Source organism: Stenotrophomonas sp. 28608_Sma (assembly GCF_056486185.1).
The window spans coordinates 820,046-834,450 of the sequence record NZ_CM151308.1 but is presented as its reverse complement, the minus strand read 5'-3'; the positions used below and the strand labels follow the sequence as shown (position 1 = coordinate 834,450).

The following is a 14,405-nucleotide window of genomic DNA, read 5'->3' as shown; positions in this document are numbered from 1 at the left end:
TCATTGCCCCTATGCAAGGGATGGGGCAAGCTACCGTCCGTTTTCGCCCGAATCCGAACCGCGTGCGCCGAGCCCTCCGCCTGCTTCCCCTGCCTCTGAGCATCGCCATCAGCCTGCCGGCGATGGCCGATGATAAGCCGCTCAACTGGGGCCTGTGCCCGGCCACCGACGTCATTCCCGCGTTCACCGACGCCCCCACCCCGGTCCCGGCCCAGGACAAGGCTGCTGCCGCAGCCGCCCGCGAGAACCAGCCGACCGACATCGAAGGCGACCAGCTGCTGGGCACCACCACGGTGCCGCAGTACGAGGGCAACGTGGCGCTGCGCCGGGGTGACCAGTTCGTCGGTACCGACAAGCTCAGCTTCGACACCGAGACCGGCAACTACATCGCCGACGGCAATGTCCGCTACCAGGACGGGTCGATCCGGATGGTCGCCAAGCGCGCCGAAGGCAACCAGGAAAGCGACACCCACAAGATCTCCGACATCAAGTACCAGCTGGTATCGCGCCGGGGCAACGGTGATGCCGAGTCGGTCGACCTGCAGGGCGCGGTCGGCCAGATGCACCGCTCCACCTACACCACCTGCGACCCGTCGCAGCCGGTGTGGAAGCTGTCGGCGCCGCAGATCGAAGTGGACAACGACGAAGGCTTCGGCACGGCCCGCAACGCCGTGCTGCGGATCGGCAAGGTGCCGGTGCTGTGGGCGCCCTACTTCAAGTTCCCGATCGATGACCGCCGCAAGACCGGCCTGCTGTTCCCGCAGCTGGGCATGTCCGGGCGCAATGGCTTCGATTATGCGCAGCCGATCTATTTCAACCTGGCGCCGAACTACGACGATACCCTGACCCCGCGCTACATGAGCCGGCGCGGCCTGCTGCTCGACAACGAGTTCCGCTACCTCTACAACGGCGGCCGTGGCGAGGTGCTGACCAGCTACATGCCCAACGACAAGCTGCGCGACCGCGACCGCGGCCGGGTGATGTTCGACGGCTACCACAACGTGAACAGCCACTGGCAGGCCCGCGCCAACCTGGCCTGGGTGAGCGACGAACGCTATGTCGAGGACTTCGCCAACCGCCTGGTGGGGGTGACCGCCTCCAACCTGCAGAGCACCATCGGCCTGTACGGCACCGGCCAGAACTGGACGGCCGGCATCATGGCCGACCGCTGGCAGCTGACCGACTACACCCTCGACGAGCGCGCCCTGCCCTACAACCGCGAGCCACGCCTGTTCTTCAACTGGAACAAGCCGGTGCTGCCGTGGCTGGAAACCGGCATCTACACCGAAGCGGTGCGCTTCACGCATGACGACATCAACTTCAAGAATGCCGTCGGCGCCGGCGAGGATCTGCAGTACACCCGTAATGGAGTGCAGTGGACCGACGGCGTCGGTGTCAGCGGCGGTTCGCGACTGGACGTGAAGCCGTATGTGTCGTTCCCGATCAGTGGCGCAGCTTGGTATGTGACCCCTACCCTGGCCTACCGCTACACCGCCTATCAACTGGACCGTGGTCTAGTGGATGGGGTAAGGGGCATCCAGGCCCAGATCCTGCGCTCGCAGGGCATCGACCCGGCCACGGCCACTCCGGAACAGCTGCGCGGCAATACCTCGCCCAGCCGCAGCCTGCCGATCGGCAGCCTTGATGCCGGCCTGTTCTTCGATCGCGAGACGTCGATCGGAGGCAAGTCATTCCTGCAGACCCTGGAGCCGCGCCTGTTCTACCTGCGCACCCCCTACCGCAACCAGGACGAGCTGCCGATCTTCGACACCCGTGACTTCACCTTCAGCTGGGGCCAGCTGTTCCGCGACTCGCGCTATACCGGCGCCGACCGCCAGAACGATGCCAACCAGCTGACCCTGGCACTGGGCACCCGCTTCATCGACCAGACCACCGGCAAGGAACGCTTCTCGGCCGCGATCGGCCAGATCCAGTACTTCGACGAATCGCGGGTGAGCACCACGCCGGGCGGCGCGCCGGTGGAGAAGGGCAAGTCGGCGTGGATCGCCGACGGCAACTACATGATCAACGACCGCTGGACCCTGGGCGCCACCTACCAGTGGGACCCGAAGTACAAGCGCGAGGATCTGGCCAGCGTCCGCGCCCGTTATCTGATGCCCAACGATGGCGTGATCAACCTCAGCTACCGCTACCGCATCAATGCCGGCGCCCCGGCAACCGCCAACAAGCATGACCGGACCCTGCTGGAGCAGGCCGACCTGTCGTTCCTGTACCCGCTGAATGCGCGCTGGAGCCTGGTGGGCCGGTATTACTACTCGCTGCAGGACAAGGAACCGCTGGAGATCATCGCCGGCGTGCAGTGGGACAGCTGCTGCCTGGCCGTGCGTGCAGTGGCCCGCCGCTACGTGCGCAACCGCGAAGGCGACATGAACAATTCCATCCAGCTGGAGTTCGTCCTCAAGGGCCTCAGCTCCATCGGCCAGGACACGGACCGTACGCTGCGCCGTGCTATCCTCGGCTACAACCGCGACGACCTCTATCTCGTGCCGCCCAGCAACACCGGGGCGACCCGGGATGACTACGATCCGAATCAGATCCCATGACCAAGCGCTTCCCCGTTCTTCTCGCCTCCCTGCTGGCGGTGTCCAGCGTGTCCGCCCCCCTGCAGGTGCTCGCGCAGGAGGCGCAGCCGTTGGACCGCATCGCCGCCGTCGTCGACGAGGACGTGATCCTGCAGAGCGAGCTCCAGCGTGCGATCGCCAACATCAAGGCGCAGTACGCCGGCCGTGAAAACCAGCTGCCGCCGGAAGACGTACTCAGCCGCCAGGTGCTCGAGCGCCTGGTGCTGGTCAAGCTGCAGGTGGCCCGCGCACAGGGCAGCGGCATCCGCGTCAGCGACCAGGAGCTGAACCAGGCGATGAATGCCATCGCTCAGCAGAACGGCTCGAACCTGGATGCACTGCGCCAGCGCCTGGCCCACGACGGCATCGACTTCAACGATTTCCGCGCTTCAGTGCGCGATGAAATCACCGTGCAGCGCCTGCGCCAGAGCTTCGCGCAGAGCCGCATCAGCGTCAGCGAGGGCGAAGTCGACGCCGCCCTGAAGCAGCAGGCCACGGTTGGCAACCAGTACCACCTGGCGCACATCCTGATCGCCCTGCCCGACGGCTCCAACGCCGACCAGATCGCCACCGGCCAGAAGAAGGCCGAAGGCGTGAAGGCCCTGCTGGACAAGGGTGAGCTGGACTTCAACGCCGCCGCCGTGCGTTATTCGGACAGCCCCAACGCGCTGGAAGGCGGCGACCTGGGCTGGCGCAGCCTGGACGAAATCCCGCAGGCCTTCGCGCAGATGATGGAAAAGATGAAGCCCGGCGAAGTGGTCGGCCCGATCCGCGGCCCCAGCGGCTTCCAGCTGCTGAAGCTGGTGGAAGTGCGTGATGCCAGCGCCGCCAGCGGTGGCGAGCACACGGTCACCGAGTACCACGGCCGCCACATCCTGGTGCGCGTGGACGATCACCAGACCGACGCTGCCGCCAAGGCCAAGATCGATACCCTGCGTGCCCGCATCGCCGGTGGCGCGGACTTCGAGACCGTGGCCAAGGAGTCCTCCGAGGACAACAACAGCAAGGGCCAGGGCGGCGATCTGGGCTGGTTCCCGGCCGACGCGTTCGGTCCGGCGTTCGGCCAGCAGGTGTCCGGCATCCAGGACGGTGGCGTCAGCCAGCCGTTCCGCACCGATGCCGGCTGGCACATCGTGCAGCGCGTGGGCACCCGCCAGACCGACGTGACCACTGACAACCAGCGTGCCCAGGTCCGCGAGACCATCGGCCGCCGCAAGCTGGAAGACGAGTACAACCGCTTCCTGCAGGAACTGCGTGGCGAAGCCTACGTCAGCTTCCGCAGCGGCGACCGCGCGGAAAACACCGCCACGCCGCCGCAGTCCTGACCGATGCGCCCCGAGCTCGCTCTGGTACCGGGCGAGCCCGCCGGGATCGGCCCGGAGCTGTGTGTCCGCCTCGTCCAGCAGCCGCGTGAAGATTGCCGGCTGCTGGCCTTCGCCGACCCGGATACCCTGCGCGCGGCCGCGGCCGCGCTGAACCTGCCCCTGCAGCTGTTGCCCGAGGACGCCGAAGCACGCGTCCCCGGCGATCTGCGTGTGCGCGTGGTAGCCAATACCGTGCCCAGCCACTTCGGCCAGGCCAATCCGGCCAACGCCGGCGCCGTCATCGGCGCCCTGCTCGGTGCCGGCCAGGCGTGCCTGTCCGGCGAACTGCACGGCGTAGTCACCGGCCCGGTGCACAAGGCGGTCATCAACGAAGGCGGCATCGCCTACAGCGGCACCACCGAACTGCTGGCCGACCAGGCCGGGGTGAAGGTGGTGATGATGCTGGCCAACCACATCGTGCGCGTGGCCCTGGCCACCACCCACCTGCCACTGCGCGAGGTGGCCGACGCGATCACCGCGCCCGGCCTGGAACACACCCTGCGCACCGTGCACGCTGCGCTGCGCCGCGAATTCGGCCTGCCCGCGCCACGCATCGCCGTGCTCGGCCTGAACCCGCATGCCGGTGAAGACGGTCATCTGGGCCGCGAGGAACTGGACCTGGTCATCCCGCTGCTGCAGCGCCTGCGCGCGGAGGGCATGGACCTGATCGGGCCGCTGCCGGCCGATACCGCCTTCCTGCCGGCCAAGCTGGCAGGCTTCGACAGCGTGCTGGCGATGTACCACGACCAGGGCCTGCCGGTGCTGAAGTATTCGGGCTTCGAGCAGGCGGTGAACCTGACCCTGGGCCTGCCCTACCCGCGCGTGGCGGTGGACCATGGCACCGCGCTGGACCTTGCCGGCCTCGGCATTGCCGATCCTTCCAGCCTGCAGGCGGCAACGACGTTGTGTGCGCAGCTTGCGCGGCAACGTACACTGAGCGCATGAATTCCCCGCATTCCCCCTCCGGCCCGGTGTTCACCGCCCCGGCCAAGAAGCAGCTTGGCCAGCATTTCCTGGCCGACCGCCACTACATCGACAAGATCGTGATGGCGGTCAACCCGAAAGACGGTGACCGCCTGGTCGAGATCGGCCCGGGCCAGGGCGCGATCACCCTGCCGCTGCTGCGCGTGCATCCGAAACTGACGGTGATCGAGTTCGACCGCGACCTGATCGCGCCACTGACCGCCGCCGCCGAGCCGCTGGGCGAGCTGACCATCGTCCACCGCGACGTGCTGCGCGTGGACTTCACCGAGCTGGCTGCCGGCCAGTCGATCCGCCTGGTCGGCAACCTGCCCTACAACATCTCCTCGCCGATCCTGTTCCATGCACTGGAACATGCGGCGGTGATCCGCGACATGCACTTCATGCTGCAGAAGGAAGTGGTCGACCGCATGGCCGCCGGCCCCGGCAGCAAGGTGTACGGCCGGCTCAGCGTGATGCTGCAGGCCTACTGCCAGGTGACCTCGCTGTTCGTGGTGCCGCCGGGCGCGTTCCGGCCGCCGCCGAAGGTCGATTCGGCCGTGGTGCGGCTGGTGCCGCGTGACCCGGCCACGATCAACATCCACGACCACAAGCGTTTCGCCGAGGTGGTCAAGGCCGCCTTCGGGCAGCGCCGCAAGACCCTGCGCAACGCCCTGAACAACGTGGTGTCCGCCGAACAGTTCGTTGCCGCCGGCGTGCGTCCCGATGCCCGCGCCGAACAGCTGGACGTGGCCGAATTCATCGCTTTGGCCAATGCCTCCTGATTACACTGCCGGTATGGAAGACGCTGACGTTTATGCCATCTCCGTCGAAGTCGCACCGCGCTTCCTCGACGATCAATCCGCGCCGGAAGACGGGCGCTATGCGTTCGCCTACACGATCCGCATCCACAACCAGGGGCGTGTTGCCGCGCGCCTGGTCGCACGCCACTGGCGCATCACCGATGCCAACGGCCGCGTCGAGCACGTCGATGGTGACGGGGTGATCGGCGAGCAGCCGCGCCTGCGTCCCGGTGAAGACTTCCATTACACGTCCGGTGTCATGCTGGGGACCGATCACGGGACCATGCAGGGCCACTACGACATGGTCGCCGACGACGGCACCGAATTTGCCGCGCCGGTCGCACCTTTCGTGCTGGCCATCCCGCGTACCCTGCACTGACACGGAGGCCGAACGATGAGTGTGTGGGCGATCGGCGACCTGCAGGGCTGCTATGACGTCACCCAGCGACTGCTGGAGAAGATCCGTTTCGACCCGGCGCAGGACACCCTGTGGTTCTGCGGCGACCTGGTCAACCGCGGTGGCCAGTCACTGGAAACGCTGCGGCTGGTGCATTCGCTGCGCGAGCACAGCGTGGTGGTGCTGGGCAACCATGACCTTTCGCTGCTGGCCGTCGGTGCGCGCACCGAAGAGGAACAGCGCAAGGTCAACCCGGACCTGCTGCGCATCGTGCAGGCCGAGGACCGCGACGAACTGCTGGACTGGCTGCGCCTGCAGAAGCTGGTGCACGTGGACCGCGAGCTGGGCTGGATGATGGTGCACGCCGGCCTGGCGCCGAAGTGGACCACGCAGATGGCCGAGAAGCATGCGGCCGAAGTCGAGGTGCAGCTGCACGGCGCCGGCTACCGCAAGCTGTTCCGCAACATGTACGGCGACAAGCCGAGCTGGGCACCGAACCTGTCCGGCTACGACCGCTCGCGCGCGATCATCAACGTGCTCACCCGCATGCGCTACTGCACCCCGCGCGGGCGCATCGGCATCGAGGACAAGGGCACGCCGGGCACCCAGGAACAGGGGCTGTATCCCTGGTTCGAAGTGCCGGGCCGGGTCGAGCGTGACCTCAAGGTGGTCTGCGGCCACTGGTCGGCGCTGGGCCTGACCATCACCCAGGGCGTGCACGCCATCGACACCGGCGCGGTCTGGGGCGGCAAGCTGACCGCGATCCAGCTCGATACCGATGAACTGCGCGTGGTGCAGGTGCCAGGCCGCGATGTACCGGCACCCGTGCCCAACGCCCGCCCGCCAGCGCGCCCGGCGCGCGAGCGCCCGGCTGCACCGGCGCAGGGCAAGGAACAGGGCGGCGGCAATGCTCCGGCCGCCAACCCGGGCAACCGCGGCCCGCGCCGTCGTCGTCGCCGTGGTGGTGGTGGTGGCTCCGGCGGTCCCAACAACAACAGCACCCCGCCGCAGGCATGACGCGGCACGGCTGGGCACCATGGACGGTGCTGCTGCTGACGCTGGCCCTGGCCAGCGGCTGCCAGCCCGGCTCGCCGACTGCTCCCACGGCTGCGGACAGCGCTGAACGCACACCGACGCCACCACAGGCGCCTTCGCCGCCACTGGTGGCTGCGGCGCGCGCGCAGATCGGCGTCACCACCCGCTACGACCCTGCCTATCAAGTGCTGGCCTATCCCGGCGGCGACGTGCCACTGGATCGCGGCGTGTGCACCGATGTGGTGGTGCGCGCCCTGCGCAGCCAGGGCCTGGACCTGCAGGCACGCGTGCATGAAGACATGCGCGGCAACTTCAGTGCCTATCCGGCGATCTGGGGCCTGTCACGGCCGGACCGCAACATCGATCATCGTCGTGTACCGAACCTGATGCGCTGGTTCGAACGGCAGGGCTGGCAGCAACCGATCACCGCCCTCGCCACCGACTATGCGGCCGGTGACATCGTTGCCTGGAAGCTCAACGGCAACGGCCTGCTGCACGTGGGCATCGTCTCCGACCGGCAGCTGGCCGATGGCACGCCGCTGGTGCTGCACAACATCGCGCGCGGCACCCGCGAAGAGAACCTGCTGTTCCGGCACGCCATCATCGGGCATTACCGGATGCCGTAGGCAATCCTGTAGAGCCGAGCCATGCTCGGCTACGGGATGTGTCCGGCAACAGCAGCCGAGCATGGCTCGGCTCTACAGATGGGCGGCGGTCAACGGCGCACGTAGTGCACGAAGCGGAACGCGTACGCGTGACGTTCGTCGGCCGGATGCGGCTCGCTGCTCACTTCCCGCCAGTCCTGCACGTCCACTTCGGGGAAATGGGTATCGGCGGGGACTTCGGCATCCACCCAGGTCAGGTACAGGTCACTGACCTGGTCCAGCAGCTGGTGGAAGATCTCGCCGCCGCCGATGATGCATAGCTCGCTGGCGCCCTCGCCTTCGGCAATCGCCTTCGCCTCGTCCAGCGACGCCACCGCGCGCATGCCCTCGAACGGCACCTGGCCGCTGCGGGTCAGCACTAGGTTGGTCCGCCCCGGCAGCACGCGGCCGATCGACTCGGCCGTCTTGCGCCCCATCAGGATCGGCTTGCCCAGGGTGAGCGCCTTGAAGTGCTTGAAATCATCCGGCAGGTGCCAGGGCATGGCATTGCCCTGGCCGATGCCACGGTTGCGGTCCAGTGCCACAATCATCGAGAGCTTCATTGCTGCCACCTCCTCAGCTGGCGTCGATCTGCAGGCGTTCGCAGGCAGCGTTCGCGGCACTGGCAGCCTGCAACGCCGCAGCCAGCGCAGGGTTGGACGTGGACCGCTCATCCAGGCCACCGAGGATCTTCTGCTTCTGCGCCTTTTCGATATCCTTCAGGCCCGGTCCTGACAGGATGTCTGCCGACAGCGCAGCGGTGTCGGTGCTGGCACGACGTGCCAGAAATGCCTTCAACTGGTCGCTGGAATAGACGTTGGCCAGCTGCTGCTCGAGCGTGCGCTGATAGACCGGATCCTCGATACCGGCCTTCAGATGCTCGGTCATCGCCGTGTACATCCCGGTTACCGCCTCATGCATCTGCGCCCGGCACCCTTCCGGAACATCCTGGGGCATCATCGTGCTGCCGTTGAATGCCCCGGCGAACGCCTGCACTTCCTCGCGCATGTGCTTGTGCACGATCTGCTCGTTGACCTGCCTGGCCAACGACAGCGCATCGGCCGGTCCGGCCTGCACCATGGCCAGCGGCAGCATGCCGCACAGCGCCAGCAGGCCGCTGGAAATCAGGCGGGTACTCATACCGCCACCGGCGCCTTGATGACCGGGTGCGGATCGTAGCCGTCGATGCGGATGTCGTCGAACTGGAAGCCGAACAGGTCGGTCACCTCCGGGTTCAACCACAGCGTCGGCAGCGCGCGCGGTTCACGCGACAGCTGCTCGCGCGCCTGCTCGAAGTGGTTCGAATACAGGTGCGCATCGCCCAACGTGTGCACGAAGTCACCCACGCCCAGGCCGGTGGCCTGCGCCACCATGTGGGTCAGCAACGCGTAGCTGGCAATGTTGAACGGCACGCCGAGGAAGATGTCGCCGCTGCGCTGGTACAGCTGGCAGCTGAGCTTGCCGTCCACCACGTAGAACTGGAACAGGTTGTGGCACGGCATCAGCGCCATCTGCGAGAGCTCGCCCACGTTCCAGGCGCTGACCACCAGCCGGCGCGAGTCGGGGTTGCGCTTGATCTCGTCCACCAGCCATTGCATCTGGTCGATCTCACCGCCATCGGCGGTAGCCCAGCTACGCCACTGCTTGCCGTAGACCGGGCCGAGGTCGCCGTTCTCGTCGGCCCACTCGTCCCAGATCCGCACCTGGTTGTCCTTCAGGTAGCCGATGTTGGTGTCGCCCTTCAGGAACCACAGCAGCTCGTGGATGATCGAGCGCAGGTGCAGTTTCTTGGTGGTGACCAGCGGGAAGCCTTCGTTGAGGTCGAAGCGCATCTGCCAGCCGAACACGCTGCGGGTGCCGGTGCCGGTGCGATCGCTCTTCTCGGCGCCGTGTTCGAGCACGTGCGAGAGCAGGTCCAGGTAAGCCTTCATGCCTTGCCCTCGGCAGCTACCAGCGGCTGCGGCTGCAGTACCGGCGCGCGGCGCGACATCACCAGCAGCACCAGGCCGAAGGCGATCAGCGGCAGGCTGAGGATCTGGCCACGGGTCAGCCAGTCGAAGGCCACGTAGACGCCGTTGTCGGGCATGCGCACAAACTCCACCGCGAAGCGGAACAGGCCGTACATCAGCGCGAACAGGCCACCGACCAGGTAGCGATGACGCGGCTTGGCCGACACCGTCCACAGCACCACGAACATCACCAGCCCTTCCAGCAACGCTTCATATAGCTGGGAGGGATGGCGTGCGAACTGATTCAGCGCGCCGGTGGCGAACTGCGCCTGCAGCGTCGCATGGTCCAGCTGGTTCAGCGGGGCCGGCAAGCCGGACGGGAACACCACGCCCCAGCTACCGTCGGTGTACTTGCCCCACAGCTCGGCACCGATGAAATTGCCGATACGGCCGAAGCCCAGGCCCAGCGGCACCAGCGGCGCCATGAAGTCCATGGTGTCGAAGAAGTGCAGCTTGTGCTTGCGCGACCACCACCAGCAGGCGGCAATCACGCCCAGCAGGCCGCCGTGGAAACTCATGCCGCCATCCCACACCTTGAACAGCAGCAGCGGGTTGTGCAGGAAATCGCCCAGCGCGTAGAACAGCATGTAGCCGATGCGCCCGCCCAGCACCACGCCGAGCATGGCGTAGAACAGCAGGTCGGAGAAGCCGTTGGCATCGACACCCGGCAGGCGCCCGTCAGCGATGCGCTTGCGGCCCAGCAGCCAGGCCGCAGTGAAGCCGAGCAGGTACATGATGCCGTACCAGTGCACCTTGATCGGCCCCAGCGAGAGGGCGATGGGGTCGATGTCGTGGAAATAGATCATGGAAGGTGCCTTGCGGTTGAACGCCTATTCTCGGGCCAGTGCCGCCCCGGCTCAACCAAGGAACTGGGGCGAGTTCGGCAACGCGTCATCGTTCGACCGCGTCGAGGCCGGAAAGTGCCCTTCGATCAGGCTGGAGACCTCGTCGATGGCATCCTGCAGCGCTTCCACCGGATGGGAACCACGCAGGCCCTCGCGCAGGTGGGTGCAGACCCGCTGCCACTGCGCCGGACTGACCCGGCCCTGCAGACCCCGGTCGGCGACGATCTCGATGGCGTGGTCAGCCAGCAGCAGGTAGATCAGTACACCGTTGTTGTGGGTGGTATCCCAGGTGCGCAGGCGGGCAAAGGCATGCTCGGCGGCCTGGCGCGGGGTCACCCTGTGCCACAGCGCCCCCAGCGGCAGGTCCGCTTCCACCGCGAACATCACCTGCCCACCGTGGCGCTGCTCACCGGCCGCGATGGCCTCGGTGATCGCCTGCAATGTGGCGGGCGGGAACGCGCGCCGTACCGACGGCGAAAACACGTGCCGACATAGACGTTGGATCATCACCAGCCCCCCGAAGCACCGCCACCACCGGAGCGGCCACCACCGCCACCCCAGCCGCCACCACCACCAAATCCACCGCCCCCACCGAAGCCGCCTCCGCCGCCCCAGCTGCCACCGCCCCAGCCGCCGCCACCGGCAAAGCGGCCCGGATGGCCGGAGAGCATGGCCACGATCAGCCCTACGACGCCTGCCAGGCCACTGGCCAGCAGCGTGGACGTGAACAGGAACGCCGCCAGCGCCGCACCGGCACCGCCGAGCAGGCCGCGCAGCGGGCGCGGCACGCGCGAGAACACGCCGCGCAGGATGCTGCCGGCGAACACACCGATGAACAGCGCTAGGAACCAGGTATCGCCACCACTGCTGGGCTCACGCCCGCGATGGCCGCTGACCGGTGCCGGCAGCGTTTCGCCGTCGATCAGCTTGACCAGCACCGCCGTGGCGTCGGTGATGCCACCGGCGTAGTCGCCGCTGCGGAAGCGCGGCACCAGGTATTCCTGGATGACCCGGTTGGCGATGGCATCGGGAATGGCGCCTTCCAGACCGTAGCCCGGCTCGATGCGCACGCGCCGGTCGTCCTTGGCCACCACCAGCAGCACCCCGTCATCCACGCCCTTGCGGCCGATCTGCCACTGGTCGAAGACCCGCGTGGTGTACTGCGCGATGTCCTCCGGCTGGGTGCTGGGCACCACCAGCACCTGCAGCTGGCTGCCCTTGCGCTGCTGCAGGTCAGCCGCCTGCTGCACCAGTGCCTGTTTCTGCGTGGTGTCCAGCGTGCCGGTGGTATCGACCACCGGCGAATCCAGCGCCGGAATCGGCGCCAGCTGCTGCGCCTGCGACGCCAGCGGCAGCCACAGCAGCAGGGCCAGCAGCGCAGTGGCCAGGCGCATGGGTCAGTGACCCGGCTGCGGTGCCGGCTGCTGCTGCGGCGCGTTGCCGAAATCGACCGCCGGCGCGTTGGAGATCTGCGCTTCGTTGTCCACCGTGAAGTTCGGCTTGGTCTTGTAACCGAAGATCTTGGCGGTGATCACCTGCGGGAACGAGCGGATGTAGGTGTTGTAGTCCTGCACCTGCTGGATGTAGCGGCCGCGGGCGACGGTGACCCGGTTCTCGGTACCTTCCAGCTGCGCCTGCAGGTCGCGGAAGTTCTGGTTGGACTTCAGTTCCGGATAGTTCTCGGTGACCACCAGCAGCCGCGACAGCGCGCTGCCAAGTTCGCCCTGGGCCTGCTGGAACTGCTTGAGCGAGGCTTCGTCGTCGGCGTTGACGTTGATCTGGCCGACGCGCGAACGGGCGTTGGTGACTTCGGTCAGCACGCGCTCTTCCTGGCTGGCGAAGCCCTTCACGGTCTGCACCAGGTTGGGCACCAGGTCGGCGCGGCGCTTGTACTGGTTGATGACCTCCGACCAGCTGGCCTTGACCGCTTCATCCTTCTGCTGGATGGCGTTGTAGCCGCAGCCGGAGAGCAGGGAGGCCAACAGCATCAGGGGCAGGACACGGGTGAACAGGCGCATGGCGGAGGTTCCGGGTGGGCTTGGCGCCGAGCATGCCATGGTTCGGGTGAAAGACCGGCCATCGGGCGCCGCCCCCTCCGCGGTGGTTGGCGGGCTCTCTGTGGTTGGCCGGGAGGGTGGGTTGGCTGGGGGGCGCTGCAAGTACGTCCATGTAAGCTCGATCGCCGCATCCATGCGGCTCACGCCCCCAGCCAACCCACCCTCCCGACCAGGGACAATTTCCTGCCACCGCGGGAAAGATCAGAAAAAAGCAAAAGCAAAAGCAAAAGCCGGTTCTTCAGGCATTCGTGTCGACCAAGGTCGACACCTGCCAAAGCAGAACGACGTTCCGACAGACCGCGGGAATCTGTCGAAGGCGGGGTGGGTCCGGTTGAGGGGGCGTGAGCCGCATGGATGCGGCGACCGAGCTTACATGGACGTACTTGCAGCGTCCCCCTCAACCGGACCCACCCCGCCAACCCACGGAATGCAGGCTTTTGCCGTTGACGTTGACGTTGATTCGGCGGGTGCAGGGCTGCAAGCCCTGCCGGAATCCAACACTCCTCAGCAAGCCTCGGCCACCGCAGTGCGCGGACGCCCCAGCCATGCCAGCAGCAACCCCGAGGCCGCCAGCAGGCCACCGGCCACCGGAATCGCGGCGTAGCCCAGGCCCGAACTGATCACCGCACCGCCCAGCGCCGCACCCACGGCATTGCCCAGGTTGAACGCACCGACGTTGATCGACGACGCCAGTCCCGGCGCCTCGCTGGCCGCCTGCATCACTCGGATCTGCAACGGCGGCACGATGGCGAAAGTCGCCGCGCCGAACAGCAGCACGCCCAGCGCCGCCGTGGCGTGATTCATGAAGGCCAGCGGCAGCACGAACATCAACACGGCCAGGACCGCCAGCAGGATGCGGGTGGCGCCATCCAGCGACCAGTCGGCCATGCGCCCGCCGATGCCGTTGCCGAAGGTGAAGCCGATGCCGATCAGCGCCAGCGACATCGCGATGAAGGCGTTGGAGGCACCGGTCAGCTCGGTCAGCACCGGCGCCACGTAGGTGTAGAGGGTGAACATCGCGCCGGCGCCAAGCACGGTGGTAGCCATCGCCAGCAGCACCTGCGGCTGCAGGATCGCTCTCAGTTCGCGGCGCACGTCCGGGCGCGGCCCCGGCGCGGATGCCGGCAGTGCGAGGCCGAGCGCGGTGATCGCGACCAGGCCCAGCACCGCAGTACCGGCGAAGGACAGGCGCCAGCCGAGCTGCTGGCCCACCCAGGTGGCCAACGGCACACCGCCGATGTTGGCGATGGTCAGGCCCATGAACATGGTGGCCACGGCGGCAGCCTGCTTGTCCTTCGGCACCAGGCTGGCGGCAACCACCGCACCGATGCCGAAGAAGGCACCGTGATTGAGGCTGGTGACCAGACGCGACAGCAACAGCAGGCCGTAGTTCGGGGCCAGTGCCGAGAGCAGGTTGCCGACCACGAAGATCGACATCAGCAGCATCAGCGCGGTGCGCTTGCCAAACCGTCCCATCAGCAGGGTCATCACCGGCGCGCCCAGCATCACGCCCACGGCATAGGCGGTGATCAGCATGCCGGCGGTTGGAATGTTCACGCCGACGCCGTCGGCAATGACAGGCAGCAGGCCCATCGGCGCGAATTCAGTGGTGCCGATGGCGAAGGCGCCGACGGCAAGGGCCAACAAGGCGGCTCTGGAGTTCATGGGGTCATCCTGCGTGGGGCAGGTCCTGGAAAAGAGCGCGTAGC

At 67.2% G+C, this 14,405-nt stretch carries 15 protein-coding genes; 7 read left to right on the top strand and 8 right to left on the bottom strand.

What is annotated here, in order from left to right; all coding sequences use genetic code 11:
• Positions 1-62 precede the first annotated feature (62 nt).
• Genes lptD through ACZLHH_RS03665 form a run of 7 tightly spaced genes read left to right on the top strand, consistent with a single transcriptional unit; the run spans position 63 to position 7,767 of the window.
• The gene (gene lptD / locus ACZLHH_RS03695) at positions 63-2,564 is read left to right on the top strand and encodes an LPS-assembly protein LptD (protein ID WP_080291831.1); all 2,502 of its coding nucleotides are present in this window, start codon (positions 63-65) and stop codon (positions 2,562-2,564) included.
• Positions 2,561-3,907 (top strand): peptidylprolyl isomerase, encoded by a 1,347-nt coding sequence (locus ACZLHH_RS03690; protein ID WP_032129906.1) that lies wholly within the window; start codon positions 2,561-2,563, stop codon positions 3,905-3,907. The genes lptD and ACZLHH_RS03690 overlap by 4 nt, the downstream gene beginning before the upstream one ends.
• Before the next feature lie 3 nt (positions 3,908-3,910).
• Positions 3,911-4,891, top strand: a complete 981-nt coding sequence (gene pdxA, locus ACZLHH_RS03685; RefSeq protein ID WP_049460912.1) for a 4-hydroxythreonine-4-phosphate dehydrogenase PdxA — start codon at positions 3,911-3,913, stop codon at positions 4,889-4,891.
• On the top strand, positions 4,888-5,691 hold the full coding sequence (gene rsmA / locus ACZLHH_RS03680) for a 16S rRNA (adenine(1518)-N(6)/adenine(1519)-N(6))-dimethyltransferase RsmA (RefSeq protein WP_049460910.1): 804 nt from the start codon (positions 4,888-4,890) through the stop codon (positions 5,689-5,691). The genes pdxA and rsmA overlap by 4 nt, the downstream gene beginning before the upstream one ends.
• Positions 5,692-5,704: 13 nt before the next feature.
• The gene (gene apaG, locus ACZLHH_RS03675; protein WP_005412297.1) at positions 5,705-6,088 is read left to right on the top strand and encodes a Co2+/Mg2+ efflux protein ApaG; all 384 of its coding nucleotides are present in this window, start codon (positions 5,705-5,707) and stop codon (positions 6,086-6,088) included.
• A gap of 15 nt (positions 6,089-6,103) precedes the next feature.
• Positions 6,104-7,123 (top strand): symmetrical bis(5'-nucleosyl)-tetraphosphatase, encoded by a 1,020-nt coding sequence (locus ACZLHH_RS03670; RefSeq protein WP_049460908.1) that lies wholly within the window; start codon positions 6,104-6,106, stop codon positions 7,121-7,123.
• Positions 7,120-7,767, top strand: coding sequence for a DUF1287 domain-containing protein (locus ACZLHH_RS03665; protein ID WP_032129902.1), 648 nt, complete (start codon positions 7,120-7,122; stop codon positions 7,765-7,767). The genes ACZLHH_RS03670 and ACZLHH_RS03665 overlap by 4 nt, the downstream gene beginning before the upstream one ends.
• A gap of 89 nt (positions 7,768-7,856) precedes the next feature.
• Here ACZLHH_RS03665 and ACZLHH_RS03660 read toward each other — a convergent pair whose 3' ends face one another.
• From ACZLHH_RS03660 to ACZLHH_RS03625, 8 genes are all read right to left on the bottom strand, one after another.
• A complete protein-coding gene (locus tag ACZLHH_RS03660) occupies positions 7,857-8,348 on the bottom strand; it encodes a dihydrofolate reductase (RefSeq protein WP_049460906.1) in 492 nt (163 codons plus the stop codon).
• A 13-nt stretch (positions 8,349-8,361) separates the two neighbouring features.
• A complete protein-coding gene (locus ACZLHH_RS03655) occupies positions 8,362-8,925 on the bottom strand; it encodes a hypothetical protein (protein WP_223224670.1) in 564 nt (187 codons plus the stop codon).
• Positions 8,922-9,716, bottom strand: coding sequence for a thymidylate synthase (locus ACZLHH_RS03650; RefSeq protein ID WP_049460905.1), 795 nt, complete (start codon positions 9,714-9,716; stop codon positions 8,922-8,924). The genes ACZLHH_RS03655 and ACZLHH_RS03650 overlap by 4 nt, the downstream gene beginning before the upstream one ends.
• Positions 9,713-10,600 (bottom strand): prolipoprotein diacylglyceryl transferase, encoded by an 888-nt coding sequence (lgt, locus tag ACZLHH_RS03645; RefSeq protein WP_049422854.1) that lies wholly within the window; start codon positions 10,598-10,600, stop codon positions 9,713-9,715. The genes ACZLHH_RS03650 and lgt overlap by 4 nt, the downstream gene beginning before the upstream one ends.
• Before the next feature lie 51 nt (positions 10,601-10,651).
• The gene (locus ACZLHH_RS03640; RefSeq protein ID WP_049460903.1) at positions 10,652-11,146 is read right to left on the bottom strand and encodes a TPM domain-containing protein; all 495 of its coding nucleotides are present in this window, start codon (positions 11,144-11,146) and stop codon (positions 10,652-10,654) included.
• Positions 11,146-12,033, bottom strand: a complete 888-nt coding sequence (locus ACZLHH_RS03635; protein ID WP_049460901.1) for a TPM domain-containing protein — start codon at positions 12,031-12,033, stop codon at positions 11,146-11,148. The genes ACZLHH_RS03640 and ACZLHH_RS03635 overlap by 1 nt, the downstream gene beginning before the upstream one ends.
• Positions 12,034-12,036: 3 nt before the next feature.
• Positions 12,037-12,657: a LemA family protein gene (locus tag ACZLHH_RS03630; RefSeq protein WP_049460899.1), complete on the bottom strand. Its 621-nt coding sequence runs from the start codon at positions 12,655-12,657 to the stop codon at positions 12,037-12,039.
• 543 nt (positions 12,658-13,200) lie between these two features.
• The gene (locus tag ACZLHH_RS03625; RefSeq protein WP_032129923.1) at positions 13,201-14,361 is read right to left on the bottom strand and encodes an MFS transporter; all 1,161 of its coding nucleotides are present in this window, start codon (positions 14,359-14,361) and stop codon (positions 13,201-13,203) included.
• Between the last annotated feature and the right edge of the window lie 44 nt (positions 14,362-14,405).